This window comes from Arthrobacter sulfonylureivorans, assembly GCF_022637435.1.
Lineage (GTDB): Bacteria > Actinomycetota > Actinomycetes > Actinomycetales > Micrococcaceae > Crystallibacter > Crystallibacter sulfonylureivorans.
This window is the reverse complement of sequence record NZ_CP093326.1, coordinates 679,214-698,068: the sequence shown is the minus strand read 5'-3', so window position 1 is coordinate 698,068 and position 18,855 is coordinate 679,214. Positions and strand designations below refer to the sequence as shown.

18 protein-coding genes are annotated in these 18,855 nt (G+C 69.5%); 5 read left to right on the top strand and 13 right to left on the bottom strand.

The window, feature by feature from the left end:
- Positions 1–3 precede the first annotated feature (3 nt).
- Positions 4–261 (top strand): metal-sensitive transcriptional regulator, encoded by a 258-nt coding sequence (locus MNQ99_RS03420; RefSeq protein WP_127515480.1) that lies wholly within the window; start codon positions 4–6, stop codon positions 259–261.
- A gap of 84 nt (positions 262–345) precedes the next feature.
- Here the strand turns inward: MNQ99_RS03420 and MNQ99_RS03415 are convergent, their stop codons facing one another.
- The 3 genes from MNQ99_RS03415 to MNQ99_RS03405 all read right to left on the bottom strand — a co-directional run bounded on the left by MNQ99_RS03415 (position 346) and on the right by MNQ99_RS03405 (position 3,123).
- Positions 346–1,506, bottom strand: coding sequence for a baeRF2 domain-containing protein (locus MNQ99_RS03415; protein WP_241914456.1), 1,161 nt, complete (start codon positions 1,504–1,506; stop codon positions 346–348).
- Positions 1,507–1,653: 147 nt separating this feature from the next.
- A complete protein-coding gene (locus tag MNQ99_RS03410; RefSeq protein WP_241914455.1) occupies positions 1,654–1,881 on the bottom strand; it encodes a hypothetical protein in 228 nt (75 codons plus the stop codon).
- Between the two features lie 57 nt (positions 1,882–1,938).
- Complete coding sequence (locus MNQ99_RS03405; protein ID WP_127515476.1) at positions 1,939–3,123, bottom strand: TerC family protein; 1,185 nt, start codon at positions 3,121–3,123, stop codon at positions 1,939–1,941.
- A gap of 211 nt (positions 3,124–3,334) precedes the next feature.
- Between MNQ99_RS03405 and MNQ99_RS03400 the strand changes: the two genes are divergently transcribed.
- The 3 genes from MNQ99_RS03400 (at position 3,335) to MNQ99_RS03385 (ending at position 6,631) form a co-directional block, all read left to right on the top strand.
- On the top strand, positions 3,335–3,919 hold the full coding sequence (locus tag MNQ99_RS03400) for a hypothetical protein (RefSeq protein WP_241914454.1): 585 nt from the start codon (positions 3,335–3,337) through the stop codon (positions 3,917–3,919).
- 173 nt (positions 3,920–4,092) lie between these two features.
- The gene (locus MNQ99_RS03395) at positions 4,093–4,416 is read left to right on the top strand and encodes a hypothetical protein (protein WP_127515471.1); all 324 of its coding nucleotides are present in this window, start codon (positions 4,093–4,095) and stop codon (positions 4,414–4,416) included.
- A gap of 334 nt (positions 4,417–4,750) precedes the next feature.
- Positions 4,751–6,631: an HNH endonuclease signature motif containing protein gene (locus MNQ99_RS03385; protein WP_277883593.1), complete on the top strand. Its 1,881-nt coding sequence runs from the start codon at positions 4,751–4,753 to the stop codon at positions 6,629–6,631.
- Between the two features lie 42 nt (positions 6,632–6,673).
- On the opposite strand, the gene MNQ99_RS03380 is transcribed toward MNQ99_RS03385, so the two are convergent.
- From MNQ99_RS03380 to MNQ99_RS03370, 3 genes are read right to left on the bottom strand one after another with little or no spacing between them, the layout of a single operon-like run.
- Entirely contained in the window at positions 6,674–7,531 is an 858-nt protein-coding gene (locus tag MNQ99_RS03380) for a glycosyltransferase family 2 protein (RefSeq protein WP_241914453.1), read from the bottom strand.
- Positions 7,528–9,078, bottom strand: coding sequence for a D-glycero-beta-D-manno-heptose 1-phosphate adenylyltransferase (gene rfaE2, locus MNQ99_RS03375; RefSeq protein WP_241914452.1), 1,551 nt, complete (start codon positions 9,076–9,078; stop codon positions 7,528–7,530). The genes MNQ99_RS03380 and rfaE2 (MNQ99_RS03375) overlap by 4 nt, the downstream gene beginning before the upstream one ends.
- Positions 9,078–10,472, bottom strand: coding sequence for an aldehyde dehydrogenase family protein (locus MNQ99_RS03370; protein ID WP_241914451.1), 1,395 nt, complete (start codon positions 10,470–10,472; stop codon positions 9,078–9,080). Before MNQ99_RS03370 ends, rfaE2 (MNQ99_RS03375) begins: the two co-directional genes overlap by 1 nt.
- A gap of 323 nt (positions 10,473–10,795) precedes the next feature.
- On the opposite strand from MNQ99_RS03370, the gene MNQ99_RS03365 reads away from it, so the two are divergent.
- The gene (locus tag MNQ99_RS03365) at positions 10,796–11,986 is read left to right on the top strand and encodes a glycosyltransferase family 9 protein (protein ID WP_127512466.1); all 1,191 of its coding nucleotides are present in this window, start codon (positions 10,796–10,798) and stop codon (positions 11,984–11,986) included.
- On the opposite strand, the gene MNQ99_RS03360 is transcribed toward MNQ99_RS03365, so the two are convergent.
- The 7 genes from MNQ99_RS03360 to MNQ99_RS03330 all read right to left on the bottom strand — a co-directional run bounded on the left by MNQ99_RS03360 (position 11,952) and on the right by MNQ99_RS03330 (position 18,799).
- The gene (locus MNQ99_RS03360) at positions 11,952–12,653 is read right to left on the bottom strand and encodes an SDR family oxidoreductase (protein WP_241914450.1); all 702 of its coding nucleotides are present in this window, start codon (positions 12,651–12,653) and stop codon (positions 11,952–11,954) included. The genes MNQ99_RS03365 and MNQ99_RS03360 overlap by 35 nt on opposite strands.
- Positions 12,654–12,774: 121 nt before the next feature.
- A complete protein-coding gene (gene rfaE2, locus MNQ99_RS03355; protein ID WP_241914449.1) occupies positions 12,775–14,136 on the bottom strand; it encodes a D-glycero-beta-D-manno-heptose 1-phosphate adenylyltransferase in 1,362 nt (453 codons plus the stop codon).
- On the bottom strand, positions 14,133–14,801 hold the full coding sequence (locus tag MNQ99_RS03350; protein ID WP_422387514.1) for a D-sedoheptulose-7-phosphate isomerase: 669 nt from the start codon (positions 14,799–14,801) through the stop codon (positions 14,133–14,135). Before MNQ99_RS03350 ends, rfaE2 (MNQ99_RS03355) begins: the two co-directional genes overlap by 4 nt.
- A 134-nt stretch (positions 14,802–14,935) precedes the next feature.
- On the bottom strand, positions 14,936–16,198 hold the full coding sequence (locus MNQ99_RS03345) for a glycosyltransferase (RefSeq protein ID WP_241914448.1): 1,263 nt from the start codon (positions 16,196–16,198) through the stop codon (positions 14,936–14,938).
- Between the two features lie 11 nt (positions 16,199–16,209).
- Positions 16,210–17,199 carry a glycosyltransferase family 4 protein gene (locus MNQ99_RS03340; RefSeq protein ID WP_241914447.1) on the bottom strand — a complete coding sequence of 330 codons (990 nt, stop codon included), beginning with the start codon at positions 17,197–17,199 and terminating at the stop codon, positions 16,210–16,212.
- Positions 17,196–18,263: a glycosyltransferase family 9 protein gene (locus tag MNQ99_RS03335; protein ID WP_241914446.1), complete on the bottom strand. Its 1,068-nt coding sequence runs from the start codon at positions 18,261–18,263 to the stop codon at positions 17,196–17,198. The genes MNQ99_RS03340 and MNQ99_RS03335 overlap by 4 nt, the downstream gene beginning before the upstream one ends.
- Positions 18,260–18,799, bottom strand: a complete 540-nt coding sequence (locus tag MNQ99_RS03330) for a D-glycero-alpha-D-manno-heptose-1,7-bisphosphate 7-phosphatase (protein WP_241914445.1) — start codon at positions 18,797–18,799, stop codon at positions 18,260–18,262. The genes MNQ99_RS03335 and MNQ99_RS03330 overlap by 4 nt, the downstream gene beginning before the upstream one ends.
- Between the last annotated feature and the right edge of the window lie 56 nt (positions 18,800–18,855).

The following is an 18,855-nucleotide window of genomic DNA, read 5'->3' as shown; positions in this document are numbered from 1 at the left end:
ATCTTGGAACTGAATCCGTCAGAGCTCACGCCCGTCATCAACCGCATGAAGCGGGCCCAGGGCCAGCTGGCCGCAGTCACCCGAATGCTCGAAGAAGGGCGGGACTGCAAAGAAGTTGTCACCCAACTTGCGGCCGTCTCCAAGGCACTTGACCGCGCCGGGTTCGCCATCATCGCTACCGGCCTTGAGCAGTGCCTCGTCCAGAAGGACGCAAGCATGGACAAGAAAGAGCTGGAAAAACTCTTCCTCTCGCTGGCCTAACCACCCACGTTGGAGCTACCCGTGGAGCACCATGACCTATAGCCCGGCCACAACCGTGCAGGGCGGAGCGGGACGGGACCCCCGCTAGCCTCGCGGTACGTCCGGGCCGGTGGGCCAGCGGAGCAAAGCCGCGATGCTCTTCCCGCCCGGCAGCGCACCTTCAGGGACCATGGCCACCCGGGCGTCGGTCAGCGCCGCGGCCCGTACCAGCGCCGCCGGTGCCGGAATTTTGGCCAGCAGCTCGCCGTTGACCGGTTGCTCACCGGCCGTGGCAATCCAGGGTTCCACGTTCAGGACATTCACATTGTGATCGGCGAGAGCGTTGTCGTTCATGATCAGCGTGCCGACCTGCGCCTGCTGTAGCGCGCGGATGCACTCGCCCAAGCCCACGGTCCACTCCGGATGGGCCTGCCCCGTCTGGTTGGCCAGCCGGTTCAGGATGGCTTTGCGCTGTTCGGTCCAGACATGGGCCACCCGGGCGGCGATTTCGGTCCGGAGCGCTTCCTTGTCGGCGCCGCCGGTGCGGGTGTGCGATTCAAAGGTCGATTCGATCGCACGGCTGGCTTCGGACAGCTGCTCGACCACCAGCTCACGGGCCCGGATATCCCCGGCGATGATCAGCAGCCGCGCCTTGCTGGCCTGCACCACGCGATCGATTTCGGCCGCGATCTCATCGGCGTTCTTGCGCCAAATTTCCTCGGTGCGGTGCTGGTAGCGGCCCTGAGACCACCCGCCGCCGGGGATCTTGGTGAGGTTCTCCCGGTCGCCTTCCACCGTCGTCGTCTCCGCCACACCGTTTCGGCGCGCGTACTGCAGGTGAACCTCGCCGCCGTCCCGGCCAACCTCTGCCACAACGTACGGGAAGTCCTCACCGCGCGCCTTCAACAACGGCACCAGGTCGGGAATCGGACCGGCCTCGACGACTTCGGGGCCGGACATGGCACCGGGAAGCACCTCGTTGACCTCTGCCTCGCCCTCGCGGACCAGCACGTAGCGGCTGACCGGCGACGGCATGCCCGTGGCGGGGGAAACGGCGTCGATCACGGCCCGGATGTCCGCTTTCGCGGCGCCTTGCTTTTCGAGCGATTCACGCAGTCTGTCCGGCAGCACGTCCCCCGCGCGGAGCGTTTCCGCAGTCCCGGCGCTCGCATCTACATAGACCGTAATCCACGGTCCCGGCTTCTTGTAGAGCTCGGCATACTTCTTGTTCGCAGCGTGGGTCGTATTGACCTGCTCGGCCATCATGATCACCTTCCCGGGCGAATTGGAAATGCGGGTTTTCTTGATCAGTAGCCCTCACCGTAGCACCGGAAGTTTAGCCCTTGAAGGGGCTGCAGAACTTATCCGGAGCGGCTTGGCGAATCAGTTAACGGGGCCGGTTTCCGCCATCGGTTAACGGCGGCCAGGATGCGGATTTTCGCTGTCCGGACCTGGCCCGCGGCCCCTTCTGGTGGCCGCGGCGCGGCCCCCGCTGACCGCGGCCCCCAGAGCCACGCCGATGGCAATCCACCACCATTGGCCGGTCACCGAGGAGATCACCACGCCCAGCAGGATCCCGAAGATCAGGCCCATCATCAGCGGGTTGCCGGGCTGCCCGCCAGTCCTGCGTTCATCAGCCATGCTTCCACCGTAGGCCGGTCCGGAGGAGCCACACCAGCCCCTCCGGACCTGGCCGGCTTAGCCCCTTTGATACTCCGCGTGCTGGCGGTGCGCTTCGGCCACTTGTTCGCGGATCTTGTCCACGTCCTTGGCCTTGTTGCGGTACTTCGGCTCCATTTGCTCGATCTGGCGCTCTTCCTCCACCAGCAGCCCGTAGATCCGTTCGCGCTCTGCATGGTCTGCAGTGTAGGAGAGATCGATGTAGTTGAGCGCGTGGCGGCGAGCATTGTTGATGGCAGTCTGTGCCTTGCCGGCTTTGCTCAGCAACGAAGCGACGACGGTCACCACCAGGACGCCGATGATCACGGTCAGCGAGAGTCCGGTCGAAATTTCGATGACCGGCACCGGATTGCCGTCGTTGATGAAAGGCAGGTTGTTCTCGTGGAGGGCGTGCAGGATCAGCTTCACGCCGATGAACGCCAAGATGGCTGCCAGCCCGTAGGAGAGGTAGATCAGCCGGTCCAGCAGGCCGTCGATCAGGAAGTACAGCTGGCGCAGCCCCATCAGCGAGAACGCCGTAGCGGTGAAGACGATGTAGACGTTCTGGGTCAGGCCGAAGATCGCGGGGATGGAGTCCAGCGCGAACAGGATGTCAGTGCCGCCGATGGCCACCATGACCAGCAGCATCGGAGTCAGGGCCCGCTTACCGTTCTGGATGGTGAACAGCTTGTCGCCGTCGTAATAATCGGTGGTGTGGAAGAAGCGCCTGGCCATCCGGATGATGAAGTTGTCCGCCTCATCGCCACCATGGGAAGGCTTGAGCAGGTTGCCGGCCGTCACGATCAGAATCAGGCCGAATATGTAGAACACCCACGCGAAGGAATTGATCAGCGCGGCGCCCAGGAAGATGAACCCGGTCCGCGCGATCAGCGAGAAGACGATGCCGAACAGCAACACCTTCTGCTGGTCTTCGCGGGGAACCTTGAAGCTGGCGATGATGATGAGGAAAACAAATAAGTTATCGACCGAGAGCGCTTTCTCGGTGATGTAGCCGGCGAAGTATTCGGAGCCCATCGCAGTCCCGCCGAAGATCAGCACCAGAATCCCGAAGACAACGGCAATGCCCACATAGAGGGCGGACCAAATGGCGGCTTCCTTAAGCGAGGGCACATGCGCTTTGCGGATGTGGAAGAAGTAGTCGAAGGCGAGCAGCGCGACGATAACGGCGATCGTGATGCCCCAGATCAGGGGAGAAACGCTCATGGTTCCCTTTCGTAAGCGGGTAGCGGTCTAGCCCGCAAGTCTCTCCTCCGGCATTGCCGGTCGCTGCAGCCGGCCGGGCGTCGGTGCCCTACGTGTTGACGGCTGCAGCGCATGGGGGATACTCCCTTACGCAGTTGTCAGTCTAACGACGACGGCGGTGCTCGGCTAATGCTGCAAGGGAAATCCAAGGTGGTCCGGGCAGGATCTGTTTATGGAACGGGTCCTGCCGCTGCTGATCGGTGCCGTCCTGCTCGCTGCCCTGGCCGGGTGCTCCGCAGGCGCGGACCACGCCGCCGTGCCGCCCGTGGCCGAACGGGAATTATCCGCGGGAACCGCGACGACGGACGTGGCTGCGTCCGGCAGCATCTCGACGACGAAAGCGGCTTCCGCAGCCAACTCCCCCGGTGCCCCGGCCCGTCCCAGTCCGCGGGCCGACGTGACGCCTCCCAGTACATCCAACTCGCCCACCGGCAAGGCCAAGGCTCGGATCGTAGCTGGAGGCGGCGCCCTCGGCCAGACCAGACACGGTACCTACGTCTGCAAGCTCATTGGCGCCTCCGCTGTCAGCCTTTCTTCGACCGAGGGCTCCATGTCCGGCAGCGGTGACGGTCTGGCCGTTGATGCCAACGAAAGCGGCACCACGGTGCTGGAATTGCCGGCGGGCGAAAATAACCTGGCAACCTACTGCACCGACCCCGGAGGGGTTGGGCCGGACTTCACCGGCACCAGCGCAGCATTCGTCGTCGCAGAAGGCGGCAGCACCGACGTCGAAATCTCCGCGGCTCCACATCCTTGATCGTCTGGGCCCGGCCTCGACTCCTCGGCGCACCCGTCGCCGGGGAACTCACGCGCCGGGGCTTCTCGCCCAAGGCCACTCTGTAGGCAACGCCGGGCCCGGGTGATAGCTTTCGACGAACTGTCGGCCGCGCGACGAACTCGAAGCCGGCCAACGCTGAAGGGAGCACCACCATGTCCTATTACGTGGAGTACGTCGTTCCGGCTGATCCGGCCGAGGGGAACTTCGAGTTTCCGGTCAGCGATGAGCAGCGCGGCTATACCGTGCCGCTGAGCGACACCGATGCCGACGTCATCATCACCGACAACCTGCCCGTCCGCACCGAGGTCTTCGGGGCGTCCCTGGCGGAAGCCAAAGAAGCTGCGGAGTCCATCCTGTCCCACAGCAAGGCGGACCGGGCACGGCTCTTCGACGACCCCGACGACTCAATGCAGCCTGGAGCTGGCACCTTGCTCGCCAGCTACACGGAGAGCGACGGCTGGCAGGACCACGAGTAGCCCGGCTCTCCCGGGTTCCGGCGCTGTAGCTCAGGTCGCGGCGGCGCCGGTCCCCCAGCCATGCTTTCGACTGGGCCTGGACCTTCCCCGCCCCTTAGGATTACCTCCGCCCAGCTTTCGACTCTCGGCCCGGACCTTCCCCGCCCCTTATGGCCCGACACAGCTTTCCCGCCGCGCCCCCGGATTTTTCCCTCCCCCCAGATCGCCGGACGCTGCTATCACCGCCAATTCTGACTTCAGAATTGGCGGTGCCCAAACTGTCATACCCGGCTGGTTGAGTTGGGTTATGGACGGCACGGCGGAGCGGGGACCGGTTTCTGGGGAGGGCCGGCGGTTGCCTACGCAGGAGGAGCGTGAGGCGGCGATCGCGGCGATTCTGGCGCGGATGAAACCGGCCCGGAAAGAGCCGGTGCCGGTGCGGTGGGCGGAGCCGGTGTTCGAGCCGGGTCCCGACCCGTCCGCGGGGCTGGAGGTCCCGCCGGCACCGGAGGAGGAGCTTGACCAGGGGAACCGGGCGTATCGGGAGGACTTCGCGGCCTGGGAGCTCGACGACGGCACCGACCGGCCGCCGGGGGTGGGGCCGGTCCCGGCGGAGTTCGCCGATTTGCCGAACCTGCCCGAGGGGTGCTGGCTGCCGGAGGGTTTGTTCGAGTCGAAAGCGCACGCTGACTATTTCGCCGAGCGCCTGGAAACGCTGGTGGCGGGGGCGGAGCCTGCGGTGCTGCTGGCCATGCTGGCCGGTTCGGGCACCGGCGGGCTGGGGTATCAGGAGACGGTGGAGCATCTGGCCGCGGTGCACCGGGTGAGGTGTTGGCTGGACGGCCGGGAGGTGGCGCTGGAAGCGCGGCTGGGGGAAACGGCGCTGGCGCAGTTGCCGCCGCCGGGGCCGGGCTGCACCACGTTGCGGCAGCGGCAGCTGCTGGCCGCAACGTCGGCGGCGGAGGAACTGGGCTGCCTGCTCGGCCTGCCCGAGGAGCGGGCCCGGGCGAGGCTGGACCAGGCGGGCGACCTGCACCGGTTGTTTCCCGCCACGCTGGCGGCGATGGGCGCCGGGGAGCTGGACCGGGAGCAGGCCGCGGTCATCGTCGTCCAGGGCCGGTCCCTGCCCGAGGAGGCCACGGCCGGGTTTGAACAGGCCTTGTTGGGCCGGGTGAAGGGCAGGTCGCTGCGGTCGCTGCGGGAGATGGCGCGGCGGCTGCGCGAGCGCACGCACCCGGAGACCATCACTCGGCGCCGCCGGACCGCGGAGGAGCGGCGGAACGTGGGCGTGGAACCGGCGCCGGACGGGATGGCGTGGCTGAACGCGTACCTGCCGGCCGAGCAGGCCGCCGCGATCGATGACCGGCTCACCCGGACCGCCGTCCACCTGCGCGGCCAGCACGGCGAGACCCGGTCCAGGGGGCAGCTGCGGGCGGACGTGTTCGCGGACCTGCTGGTGCACGCGGGGATGGATACCGGCCCGGCGGCCGGGATCCACGCCGAACCGTCGGTCACCGTCCCGGTGCTCTCGTTGCTGGGGCTGGGCGAGGAACCGGCCACGCTGGACGGGTACGGTCCGATCCCGGCGGACGCGGCCCGGCAGTTGTGTGCGGATGCGAAGTCGTTTTACCGGATCCTGACGCATCCGGAGACCGGGGCCAGGCTCTCCTACGGCAAGACCCGGTACCGGCCGCCGGCGGATCTGGCCCGGGCGGTGCGGAAACGGGACGAGGTGTGTCCGTTTGCCGGCTGCCGCAAACACGGCAAGGCCTGCCAGATCGACCACACCCAAGCCTTCCGCGCCGACGGCGCGACGGGCGAAACCGATGCCGGGAACCTGGGTCCTCCTTGCGAAACCCACCACGGGCTGAAAACGAACGCGGGCTGGAAAATGGCGCAGCCCTCGCCCGGGGTATTCGAAGTGACCACCCCGGCCGGCCGGACCTACACCGACCGGCCCGGCGAAGACGTCGCCCCGCCCGGCCGACCGGCCTATCCGCCCGCCGTCGCCGTTGCGCTCCCCGAGGATCAGCGCCGGCAAATCGAACCGCTGGTCATTCAACCGCCAACGGGACCCGGGCCGGGGGACGGCTCCACGGCTGACGATTGGCTGCCGCCCTGGCACCCCGCCCGCAAGAACCGTGCAGCCGACAAGGAGCAGGACCAACCGCCGGCAGACAACCGGCAACAGGACACGCCGTCACCGAGCCAACGGCAGGACCCGCCGCCGTTCTGACGCCTGTACGAGCGGTGCGCCGCCGCTCGTGGCATCAAAACCTTATTCGCGCAGGACCACGTCCGTGGCTTCGGTGGAACGGTCGGTGACGGTGGTAGGTGATTCCAGGTGCACGGCGCCAGAGGGCAGGATGCCTGCGCCGCCATAGCGCTCCATGACTTTCAATTGCGCCACCACATCCTCGCCGGCGTGATCGGGCGGCAGTTCCCGCCAGAACTCGAAGCCGCCGCAGTCCAGCAAGGCGTCCCGCCGGTAGAGCACGCAGCCCCCGGCCCACGCGATCTTGTACAGCCGCCAACCGCCGTCGGCAATCCCCAGCTCAGCGGCGATATGGGTCAGGTTGGCCGCGTTGTGCAACTGCCAACGAGCGAACCGTTCGTCGGAGCGCCGGATGTGCTCCGGGGATACCGGACCGTCCCAGAGTTCGAAGGGCTCCTGCTCCCCCGGGCGGACGTCGTCCAGGAACGACATGCCTTGAACGGCCGCCCCGATAAACCCGCAGCCTTCCTGCCGGATGGCCGCAGTCATCCGTGCCAGCATGCCCGGTTCCAGCCACACGTCGTTGTCCAGGAACAGCACGAGTTCGGCGGTGGCAAGACCGAGCAAGAAGTGGCGCTGCTCGGCCAGGCCGTGCCGGGGCAAATGCCGTTCCAGCCGGACCGGCCGGCCTTGGGCCTTCAGAACCCGGGTCATTGCGGCGACTGCCGGGTGCTCCCAGGCGGGCGCTCCGTCGGACTGATCGCTGATCACCACGGAGAACGCCGGGCCGTCCTGGGATGCCAGGCCGGAGAGCGTCACCGCCAGTTCGGCTTCCCGGCCGTAGCTGGGCACCAGCACATCCAGCTCGGGTGCTGAGCCCGGTGGTGGCACGGCCCAACTGCCGGCACTCCTGCGGCTCATGCCGGATCGGCTCCCGCTGCCGGCGCCGGGTTTGTACCGGCCGTCGGCGACGGGTTTGTAATGGCCGTCGGCGCCGAGCCACGGATGCGGCGGACCACGGCCGTCGTGGAATGGTCTGCCACGTAATCCAGGATGCAGACCTCGCCGCCGCAGGCCTCCACCACCGCTGCCTCCTCGAGCATCTCCGGCGAATAGTCGCCGCCCTTGGCGTAGATATCCGGCCGGATCGCTTCGATCAGCGGGATGGGCGTGTCCGTGTCGAACACCGTCACGTAGTCCACGCAGCTGAGCGCAGCGATGATGCCGGCCCGGTCCGCAGCGGCGTTGATCGGCCGGTCGGGCCCCTTCAGGCGCCGTGCGGATGCGTCGCTGTTCAGCGCCACCACCAGCACATCGCCCAACTGCTTGGCTTGGGTCAGGTAGCGGGTGTGTCCGCGGTGCAGCACGTCAAAACATCCGTTCGTCAGCACTATGCGCCGGCCCGCCGCCCGCTCGGTCGCCACTGCCTGGCTGAGCTCTTCCGCGTCCAGTGCTGAGTCGGAAAAGGTGCCCAAGTGCGCGGCCAGGTCGGTGGTGCTGCAGACCGAGGTGCCGCGCCGGTGCACCACCACATCAGCGGCCGCTTGGGCCAAGTCCAGGCTGGTGCTCAGCGGCAGGCCCGCGGCCCGAGCCAGGGTCAGGCACGCCACGTATGTGTCGCCCGCCCCAGATGCCTGCTTCTCGGTGACCGGGCTTGCCCACGTGCGGTGGGTCCCGCCGTCGTGCATCATCAGGAGGGAGCCGTCCTTGTCCAGCGTGACGACGGCGGCGCCGGCCCCGGTTGACTCGAGCAGCTTGCCTGCCTGGCCGGCCACTGCGGCAGCGCGGTCCGTGTCCGGGTCCAGGGTCATGCCCAGCAGGGCGGCTGCCTCTGCCGCATTCGGGGTGACCAGATCCGGTGCGATTCCGGACCAAAGCCGCGGGTCGTGGGCATCGACCACCAGCAGTCGGCCGCCGCGGTGCCGGGCCAGCACGGTGCGCACGGCTTCGCCCAACCCGCCGGTGCCGTAGTCGCAGACCACTACTGCGTCGCTGCCGGCCAGGGCAGTGGGCACAGCCGCGGCCAGTCGTTCCTGGGCGGCTTCGGGCACCCGGTCCATGGTCTCGTCGAGGCGCAGCATGATCTGGTCGCCACCGATGATGCGGTACTTGGTGGTGGTCAGGACGTCTTCGTGTTCCACCAGCCCCGAGGTGTCCGCCCCCGCCCCCTGAAGCAGGGCGCGGAGCCGCCGTCCGGCGTCGTCCGGTCCGATCAAGCCGACGATGCGCACCCGCGCGCCGAGGGCGGCAAGGTTCAGGGCCGTGTTGGCGGCGCCGCCCGGGGCATACTCCCGTTTAGTCATGTCCACCACCGGCGCCGGCGCCTCCCGGCAGAACCGTTCGATCCGTCCGCTGAACCAGCCATCCAGCATCACGTCACCCACCACGGCGACCTGCGGTGCGGCCTCGGCCAGCCGGGACGGCAGCCAGTCGGCGAGCCCGGAGACATCCGACAGCGGGGTGCTCATCACCGCGCTCCGCCGGGCAGGCCCATATGGACCACTTTGACCGCGCTGAATTCGTCCAGCAGTTCAGGCCCGTAGCCGAAGCCTGCGCCGCTGTCCCGGCGGGGCTGGGCGGAACCGCCGGGCGCGCCGCCGAAAACCGCGTTGACCTTGACGGTGCCCACCTGGAGCGCCGCCACTGCGCGGTGGGCGTGTTCCATGTCCGCGGTCAGGACGGTGGCGGCCAGGCCGTACCGGCCCGCCGCCGCGTGCCGCAGCCCGTCGGCGAAGCTGTCCACCACTTGGACCGGGGCGACCGGGCCGAAGGTCTCCTCCTGCATCACGGCCATGTGGTCGGCGCAGTCCAGCAGGACGGTGGCCGGGTAGTGCGCCCCGGGGCCTTCGGGCACCGCACCGCCCTCCGCCACAGCCGCACCGAGCGAAAGCGCCTCAGCCACCTGCCCGTGGACGCTGTCCCTCAGCCTGCGGTCAACCAGCGGGGCCATCAGTCCGCCCACGTTGCGCCTGCGGGCCTCGGCGGCGAGCGCTTCACCGAACGGCCCGGCGACTGCCCGGTGCACATAGATTCGTTCCACCGAGGTGCAAACCTGCCCGCTGTTGGTGAACGCGCCGATGGCAGCCTGTTCGGCGGCCCACGCCGGATCGACGCCATCGTCCACGATCAGCGGATCGTTGCCGCCGTTCTCCCGGATGACATGGGCACCGGTGAGCGCCGCTTCGCGGGCAATCCCGGCGCCGGTGAGGCTGGAGCCCACGTGCGCGATGACGTCCACGTCCGGATGGCTGGCCAGCGTGGCACCCACTGCCGGTCCGCCGGTCAGGGTGGTCATGACCTGGGGCGGCAGCACATCCGAGAGGATCCTTCCCAGCAGCGCACCCAGATGCGGGCAGCGTTCGCTGGGTTTGTGCAGCACGGTGTTGCCGGTCGCCAGCGCCGCGCCGAGCAGTCCGGCCGCCACCGCCACCGGATCGTTCCAAGGCGTCAGCACCACCGCCACGCCGCGCGGTTCGTTGACGGTGTAGTCAACGGCCAGCTGACCACCGCGCAGGCTGCGTCCGCGGTGTACCGGGCCCAGCTGTGCATACTGCCGCAACGTTCCGGCCCCCGCCATGACGCCTTCCAGGGCTTCGTGTTCGGGCCGGCCGGTTTCGCGGGCGTTCATCTCAGCCAACTCCCCGGCACGCTCCTGCATCGCCGCGGCAGCCGCTTCCAGCAGTTCACCGCGGGCGGCAGCGTCGGTGCCGGCCCAACCCGGTTGGGCCGCCTTGGCGACGGCGACGGCGACGCGGACCTCGTCGGGATTGGCTTCCTCCAGCGATCCCACCAGGCTGCCATCCCTGGGGTCGTACACCTCCAGCGAGGCAAGGTTCCGGGCAGTATCGGAATCGGTGGTCATATCGCTCCTCCCGTCCAAGGCGGGGCCAAGGCCCCCGCTGGTCTCTGGTCTGAGTCCACGTTCACGCAGACGCCGGTGCGCTGCGCACAGCGGGCATTCTCCCCGCCGACAGCAACGCCTGCCGCATCGCGTGGTACTGGTCTCCTACCCCTCGCCGGGCGTTTTCAGACGGTCCAGCCGAGGCAGGATTCCGCTGGCTGGGCCTCTGTTTCCTCCGAGGCAAAACGGGGTTGCGGCCGGGCCGGCGGCGCATCCAGGGCGCTGGCGGGCTCTGGCCAGCGGCCGTGATGCGCTTTAGGGTGAAGTGCACGCAGGAGGTGGAGATGACAGATTCCCCTACGGGCGGCGCCGCTTTCGGCGACCAGCGGCTGAGTACCGATGCTGGGCACGGCCTCGGCATCGGACCGGTGCTGCAGCCCTTCGAGGACGTACGCAAGATTGCGGTGCTCCGCGGCGGTGGCCTGGGCGACGTGCTGTTTTCGGTTCCTGCCTTGGAATCGTTGGCTGCCGCCTATCCGGAGGCGACGCTGACCCTGCTGGGCACAGAAGCTCATGCAGCGTTGTTCCGCGGCAGGCCCGGCCCGGTGCACCGGGTGGAGCCGCTGCCGTTCGCGCACGGTGTCCGACCGGGACCGGAGGACCCGCAGGCCGTGGCGCTGTTCCAGCAGCGGATGCGCGCCGAGCAGTTCGACCTTGCGGTGCAGCTGCACGGCGGCGGGAGGTTTTCGAACCCGTTCCTGCTGGAACTGGGCGCACGGCACACGGTAGGCACCCGGACCGAAGACGCGGCGCCGCTTGAGCGGTCCATCCCGTACCTCTACTACCAGCACGAGGTGTTGCGTGCGCTGGAGGTGGTGGGCCTGGCCGGCGCGGCTCCGGCCGCGTTCCAGCCGGAGCTGGAGCCGTTGGCCGGCGAGGAAGCTTTGCTGGCCGGGTTGCTCGCCGACGGCCGGCCGTCACTGGTGACCATCCACCCGGGTGCCACTGACCAGCGGCGGCGGTGGCCGGCGTCGTACTTTGGCGAAGTTGCGGCTCGGGCGGCCGACGATGGGTGCCAGGTCCTGGTGGTGGGCGACCCATCCGACACCGCGCTGGCCAACGAAGTGGTGGAACGCGGCTGCGAGAGAGCTGGATCCGGCAACGGGGGCGGCATCAGCTCCGTGGCCGGCCAGCTAGGGCTGGCTGAGCTGTCCGCGGTGCTGCGGGCCAGCGACGTGATGCTCGGCAACGACAGCGGGCCGCGGCACCTGGCCCAGGCCGTCGGGACCCCGACGGTGGGCATTTACTGGGTGGGAAACATGATCATGGCCGGGCCGCTGGGCCGGACCCTGCACCGGGTCCACCTGTCCTGGCTGACGCGCTGTCCGGTCTGCTCGGCGGATCTGACCCAGGTGGGCTGGACGGCGGAGCGTTGCCCGCACGAATTCTCCCTGACGCGGGAGATCCGCGCAGAGGATGTCTACGCGGATCTGCGCCAGCTTAGGGCCACGAGTCTTCTTCTTCGTGGCAAATGACCATCTCGCGCACTTCGCAGCCCTTCGGCTGTGAGAGCGCGAAGATGATGGCGTCGGCCACGCGTTCCGGGTCGTTGAGCCGGGAGTCGTCCTGCGGCTTGTACTGCTCGGTGCGGTCGTCGAAGAACCTGGTTTTCATGCCTGCAGGGATCATGGTGGTGACGCCGATCTGTCCGCGGGTTTCGGCCGCCAGCGCGCGGCTGAAACCAACCACGCCGAACTTGGAGGCGCAGTAGGCGGTCGCGTCGGAGACGGCCTTGATCCCCAGCGAGGAGGCCACCGTGACCACCCGTCCGTGCGAGGACATCAGGTGCGGGAGGGCCGCCCGCACCACCGAGACCGTGCCTATCAGGTTGACCCCAATGACCTTCTCCCATTCCTCGGCCGGAACGTCCTCCAGCCGTCCGCAGCGGTCAATGCCGGCGGCCGTCACCACGGCGTCCAGCCCGCCGAGCGTGTCCACGGCCTGCCGCACGGCTGTCTCGACGGCGGTGCGGTCGGCGACGTCCACCTCCACGCTCTTGGCCTGGCTGACACTGCTCACGTCGCGGTCCAGTACCACCGGAATGCCGCCGGCCGCCAGGACCGCGTCCACGACGGCGGCTCCCAGTCCGGATCCTCCGCCGGTGACGAGGACACGGCCGGGGTTGGTTGCTGCACTACTCATGTTTTCCTCCTCGGTTTCAGGGATGGTGGTTTCCATCGGGCTGTCGGGTGGAGGGAAAACGGCATCCCGTGCACCCGTGAGTCCACTCTTCTCTCCACTGGATGGTTGATGGTTCGGTGCTTTAGCCAACCTTTTCCAGCGCGGCGGCCAGGCCGGTGGTGGAACGGGCCGGGTAGTAGGGCACGGTGACGGTCTGACCGCCCCACGACTGCAGCAGCCGGGCTTCGGGGAGTTGATCGGCGGTATAGTCGCCGCCCTTGACCCAGATGTCCGGACGCAACCGTTCCAGCGCCGTTTCCGGCGTCGATTCATCGAACACCAGCACGGCGTCCACGCATTCCAGGGCCAGCAGCAGCTCGGCGCGGTCCTCCTGGTTCATGATCGGGCGTTCCTCGCCCTTCAGGCGGCGGACCGAAGCGTCCGAGTTGAGGCAGACGATCAGGCAGTCGCCCAGCTTCCGGGCGGCAGCCAGGGTCCGGGCGTGGCCGGCGTGCAGCAGATCGAAGCAGCCGCCGGTGGCCACCACCGTGCCGCCGGCTTCGCGCGTCTGGGCGGCAACCCGCATGGCGTCCACCCCGGGCCCGCGCAGCTGGACCGGGGCCGCGTCCCGGCGCAGCGAGGCCACGCCGCCGGCCGCGAGGAAGGCCGCGGCCTGCCCTACCGCGTCCTCTACCGAGGCGGTCAGTGAGCGCCCGGAGGCCAGCCCCACCGCCAGCGAGGCGGCGAACCTGTCTCCCGCCCCGCAGGTATCGGCCGCGCCCATCGCGGGGGCGGGAATTGCCTGCGGCAGGTCCCCCTCCTTCTGGATCATCGCCCCTTCCGCGCCCAGCGTGACGACGACGGCGTGGCTGTTCCAGCGTGAGCGCAGTTCGGCGGCGGCGAGCGCTGCTTCGCCGGTTCCGCCCTTCGCCAGTCCGGCCATCCGCAGCGCCTCCGGCAGGTTCGGCGTCGCGGCAGCCACGCCGTCGACCGGATCCGGGCCGGCCGGGTGCGGATCCCAAACCACCGGGATCCGGTGCACCAGCGGCGCGAGCGCATCGCGCAGCGCGGGTGCAGCCGCCAGACCGCGCCCGTAGTCCGCCACGATGATGGCATCGGCCGTCCCGAGCGCCTCCAGCATGTCCGGTGTCGGGACCGGCAGCGGTCCGGGTGCGCAGCCCTCGTCCACGCGGACCACCGACTGGCCGCCGGCGCGGATGCGGGTCTTCACCGGCGTCGGCGCACCCGACGGGCCGGCCACCACGCGGATGCCGTCCAAGGCCTCGCGCAGCCGCGAGGAGGCATCGTCGTCGGACAATGCCGTGACCAGGAGGACGTCCCGGCCGTCACGGGCCAACATCCGGGCAACCAGCCCCGCTCCCCCGGCCCGGTAGGTGGTTTCGGCAGCGTCCACCACCGGCACCGGTCCGTCCGGACTCAGCCTCGTGGCCGCCCCTTCCACATCGGCATCAAGCAGGACGTCGCCCACCACCACAATCCTCATGACCGGGCCGCCCCGCCGTGCGGTCCGCGTTGCGCGCCCGCGGCGGCGTTCGCGTGCCGCGCCACCTCGGCGTCGAACGCCCGGCAGAGGGCGTGCAGCGCCATCAGGTGGCCCTCCTGCACATTGGCGGGCAGCGCGTCCACGGCCACATAGTCGTCGCAGAGCCTGGTCAACGGATTCGGGGCGCTGCCGGTCAGCGCCCAGCTGGTGACGCCGATGCCGCGGGCTGCCTCGGCCGCACGCAGCAGGTTCTCGCTCTTGCCGCTGGTGGTCAGCAGGAGCAGCACATCGCCGGCCCGGCCATGGCCCAGCACCTGCCGGGCGAAGAGATGGTCGTAGCCGTAGTCGTTGGAAATCGCCGTCACGGCCGAGGTGTCCGCGTGCAACGAGATGGCGGAGAAGGCCTGCCGCTCGCCGTCGAAACGGCCCACCAATTCCGCGGTGAGATGCTGGGCTTCCGCCGCGGAGCCACCGTTGCCGGCCGCCAGCAGCCGCCCGCCGTCCAGCAGCCGCCGGGCCAACTCGGTCCCCCAGCCCGCCAGCCGGCCGGCCTGGGCTCGCAGCGACTCCACCGCGGGCCCGACTGCCTGCAGGTGCGCCAGCACGGCATCCACGGCGTGGGATTCAGCCTCGGTTCCGGTGTGCCGGCCGGGAGCCGACGGCAATGGAACGAGTGCGGGGCCCGGCGGCCGCAGATAGGCTTCGGGCGGGGCCGAGGAGGTCGGCGCGGCGAGCGGCGCGGCAGCGGTCAGTGCCCCGGTGCTGGCGGTCGATGGGCTGCCGCCCGAAACTGCGCGTTTCACAGTGCCTCTCCTTCCAGTTGCCGGGCTCCGGCGGTGACTGATCCGGCCCCCTGACTGATCGCCAGGTGATAGGCCTTTTCGGTGTCGGCCGCCACCCGGTCCCAGGAGTAGCGGGTGGCGACGCGTTGTTGACCGGCCCTGCCGAGCTCCATGCGCAGCTGCGGATTGTCCAGCAGCTCGGCCACGGCGTCCGCCACCGCCTGCGGGTCGCGCGGCGGCACGTGCAGACCGGTCTTCCGGTCCACCACGGTGTCGATCAGGCCGCCGACCGAGGCCGCGACCACCGGAACACCGCAGGCCATAGCTTCCAGCGGGACAATCCCGAACGGTTCGTACCACGGCGCGCAGATGACCACGTCGGCGCTGCGCAGCACCGGCGGGATGTGCTCCTGCGAGAGCTGTCCGCGCAGCACCAGTTGGTCTGCCACGGCGAGCTCCCGGGCCAAGCCGCGCAACCGCTGGGCTTCCGGATCGGCGGCCAGTCCCGCCGCCCCGGCAGCTCCGCCGACCACTAGCAGTTCGACGTCGTCGATGCCCTGGTCCTTGAGCAACCGCACGGCCCGTACCGCCAGATCGATCCCCTTGCGCGGAACCAGCCGGCCGAGCGTGACAATCCGGTGGGTCCGGCCGCGCGGTTCGGCCTCGCCGTCGGCGGTGAACAGTCCTAAATCCACGCCGCAGGGGACGATGGACACGTTGCCGCGCGGGATGCCCATGGCGGCCAACTCGAACACCTCGTCCGAGCAGGTGGCGATGATCCGGTCCACGTCGCGGCCCACGGACGGTTCCAGCCAAGCACGCTGTGCCGGGCTGGTGTCCTGCGCGCCCTGGTGGCGCCGCTTCACGGTCCCGAGCGCGTGGAAGGTCTGCAGCACCGACACCGGGCAACTGCCCGGGCGGCGGGCAGCATCGAGGGCGGCGACGCCGGACATCCAGAAGTGCGCATGCACCACGTCCGGCGGGTTCTCCGCCCAGTCGGCGCTGATGCCGTCGGCCAGCTGGCCCATGAACGGCAGCAGCTGGTCCTTGGACACCGGCTCCGGCGGGCCGGCGTTGATGTGCACCACTTCCACCCCGGGCCGCATGGTGACGCGGGCCGGCAGCAGCGGATCATCGCGGCGGGTGTAGACGCTCACGCTGTGCCCGCGCCGCGCCAACGCTGCGGAGAGGGCTGCCACGTGCACGTTTTGGCCGCCGGCGTCAACTCCGCCCAGCGCGGCCAGCGGGCTGGCATGTTCGGAAACCATCGATATCCTCATGGCTCTCTCCTCTAGTTGGCGGCCATGGCGCGTCCGGTACTGGTTGTGGTGTCGGCCAGCAAGCTGTCCCAGTTGTCCAGGAAAGCCTGCAGCCCGTAGTTCTGCAGCACCGCCTCGCGGGCGACGGCGCCGCGTGCCGCGGCCTCGTCCGGGTCCTTCAGCAGGCGGGTCGCTTGGCGGCGCAGCTGGTCCACATCCGTGGAGATGGCCCCTGCTTCCGGCGGAACCGCCCGGGCCGCTTCCGTGCTGGCCAGAGCCACTACCGGCATGCCCAGGTGCATGGCTTCCAGCAGCGCCAGGCCCAACGACGTCCAGCGCAGCGGGTGCAGGTAAAGGCGGCAGCGGGCCAGCTCGGCGTGCAGCAGGTGGCTTGGCAGGTCTCCGCGGACGCGCAGCTGGTCGGGGCCCAGTTCGGTGGCAGCGGCCAGCTGGTCGGTTCCCATGCCGAACACTTCCAGCGGCCCCGCCTGGGCAAAAGCCGGCAGCAGGTCCGTCCCGGTGACGCGCCAGCGGCGTACCGGTTCGTTGACCACCACGCCCTGCCGTTCCAGCTCTCCGGTATAGAGCTTGCCGGGGTCGACGATGCCGTGTTCGATCACGGTGGTCCGGGCCGTTCCGCAGTCCCAGAACAACCGATTGAAGTGGGTGACATGCACGATCGTCATGTCCTGCTGGTCGGCCAGCGGGTGAAGCGAGTTGGGCACATCGCCCTTGGGCGTGTTGTGTTCCAGGAACACCGCGGGAATGTCCCGTCCCGGCCGGCGGCCGAGCAGCCGCTCGCATTCCCCCATCTCCTCGGGCCGCTGCAGCACCACCACGTCCGGTTCCTCGTCGCGCAGCCGGCCCGGCTCCACATCCCGCACCGACGGCGGCCAGTCGCGTCCGGCGCGGCCCAATCCCCACGCGCCGCCCTCGGCCGTGGCCGGAAGCAGGTACTCGTGGCGGCCGCGCACAAAAGCATCGGTCCAGCCGCCGTGGACGTGCCAGAGCAAAATCTTCACGCGTTCCTCGTCTTTCTCCGGGCGGACAGGTACGTCACGCCGCGGGTCAGCCGCTGCACGGCCGCCAGCACTTCTTCGGGGGCCACAGTGGACAGGCAGGGATGCCCGGGGACCGGGCAGATGCGGGCGCGACTGAGCAGGCACGGCGCATGCTGGTCGCCGAGCAGCTCCAGCGGAACCTTGTAGGGCGCCCAGCGGATGGCCGGCACCACCGGCGCGAACAGGGACACCACCGGGGTGCCCACGGCGGCGGCCAGATGCGCGGGTCCGGTGTTCCCCGTGACGACGGCGGAGGCTCCGGAGAGCACCCCGGCCAGGCTCCGCAGATCGGTCCGCCCACCCAGGTCCAGGGCACCGGGGACGGCCACGGTGGCCGTCAGTTCCTGTTCCTGCGGCCCGCCGGTGACCACCACCCGGTATCCGGCTCCGATCAGCAGCTCGACCGCGGCGGCATGGTGCAGGGGCGGCCAGGCACGGGAGGGAACCGCCGCGCCGGGATGGACCGCGATATACGGCTCGTCCCCGGTCAGGAACGAGGTATCCGGTATGTTGCGCACCTGCAGCCGGCCGTCGTCGCCGCCGGGCAGCCGGTAGCCGGCGGCTGCGGCGATGCCCAGCGCACGCTCGGCCTCCGGCTGGTCCTCCGGAAAGTCTTCGCCCGGCCGGAGCCGCCGGTCCAGCAGCGAGCCGGCGTAGTCCACCGAAGCCCCGGTGATGTGCCCGACGCCGGCCAGCCGCAGCAGCAGAGCCAGCGGCAGCGGCGACTGGTGGAAGGAGGTCAGAATAATGGCTTCGGAGATCCGGGTCTTCCGCACCCAGTCCGCCAGCGCGGCAACGTGGTCCTGGGTTGCCGGCGGCGCAGGGTCCACGATCCACGGGCTGGCCCAGCTGAAAACCTCGGCGACGCCGGGCAGCAATTCCGCGGCCGCTTTGCCCTGCGGGCCGCACAGCACCATGACGTCGTTGGGACCGCCGCCGTTGCCGGCCGTCACCGCCCGCACCGCCGGCCCGGCCAGCAGCACGTCTCCGGCGCTGTCCAGCCGCGCCACCAGCACGCGGCTCACGGGCGGCCCTCCAGCAGAAGGGAAATGGCCTCGGCCAGATCCCCTGCCACCAGTCCGGCTGCCTCGACCTCTTCGCGCCGGGTCACCGGCGTCGGCACCAGCACTCCGCTCGCGCCGGCCGCGGCGGCAGCCTCGACGTCGGTCCCGATGTCCCCGATGTAGGCCACCTCGGACGGGTCCAGCCCCAGCCGGCGGCAAGCCGCCAGGATCATCCCGGGCTGCGGTTTGCGGCAGCCGCAGCCGTCGTCGGGGTGGTGCGGGCAGATCTCCCAGACGTCGAAGGGGCCCAACAGCTCTTCGACCCGCGCATTGACCGCGTCGACCTGCTCCCGGTTCAACAATCCGCGTCCGATGCCGGATTGATTGGTCAGTACCCCGCAGGGCAGCCCGGCAGCCCGGACCGCCTCAAGCGCCGTCCGGGCGCCGGCTACCGGCCGGACCTTCGCCGGATCCGGGTTGTACGGCACGTCCGTGACCAGCGTGCCGTCCCGGTCGAACAGGATGGCCCGCGGCGGGGAGAGGGCGGCTGCGCTCATACCAGCACTGTTCCCAGCAAAGCCGCGACCTAAACACTTTGCCGCTACTGGTTTTG

Bases quoted from the DNA above. Each gene is read 5' to 3' on its own strand.
- MNQ99_RS03395 (WP_127515471.1), top strand. From the start codon at position 4,093: ATGTCCTATTACGTGGAGTACGTCGTTCCGGCTGATCCGGCCGAGGGG.
- MNQ99_RS03345 (WP_241914448.1), bottom strand. From the start codon at position 16,198: ATGAGGATATCGATGGTTTCCGAACATGCCAGCCCGCTGGCCGCGCTG.
- MNQ99_RS03380 (WP_241914453.1), bottom strand. From the start codon at position 7,531: ATGAGCCGCAGGAGTGCCGGCAGTTGGGCCGTGCCACCACCGGGCTCA.
- MNQ99_RS03405 (WP_127515476.1), bottom strand. From the start codon at position 3,123: ATGAGCGTTTCTCCCCTGATCTGGGGCATCACGATCGCCGTTATCGTC.
- MNQ99_RS03330 (WP_241914445.1), bottom strand. From the start codon at position 18,799: ATGAGCGCAGCCGCCCTCTCCCCGCCGCGGGCCATCCTGTTCGACCGG.
- MNQ99_RS03410 (WP_241914455.1), bottom strand. From the start codon at position 1,881: ATGGCTGATGAACGCAGGACTGGCGGGCAGCCCGGCAACCCGCTGATG.
- MNQ99_RS03365 (WP_127512466.1), top strand. From the start codon at position 10,796: ATGACAGATTCCCCTACGGGCGGCGCCGCTTTCGGCGACCAGCGGCTG.
- MNQ99_RS03400 (WP_241914454.1), top strand. From the start codon at position 3,335: ATGGAACGGGTCCTGCCGCTGCTGATCGGTGCCGTCCTGCTCGCTGCC.
- MNQ99_RS03360 (WP_241914450.1), bottom strand. From the start codon at position 12,653: ATGAGTAGTGCAGCAACCAACCCCGGCCGTGTCCTCGTCACCGGCGGA.
- rfaE2 (WP_241914452.1), bottom strand. From the start codon at position 9,078: ATGAGCACCCCGCTGTCGGATGTCTCCGGGCTCGCCGACTGGCTGCCG.
- rfaE2 (WP_241914449.1), bottom strand. From the start codon at position 14,136: ATGAGGATTGTGGTGGTGGGCGACGTCCTGCTTGATGCCGATGTGGAA.
- MNQ99_RS03415 (WP_241914456.1), bottom strand. From the start codon at position 1,506: ATGATGGCCGAGCAGGTCAATACGACCCACGCTGCGAACAAGAAGTAT.
- MNQ99_RS03370 (WP_241914451.1), bottom strand. From the start codon at position 10,472: ATGACCACCGATTCCGATACTGCCCGGAACCTTGCCTCGCTGGAGGTG.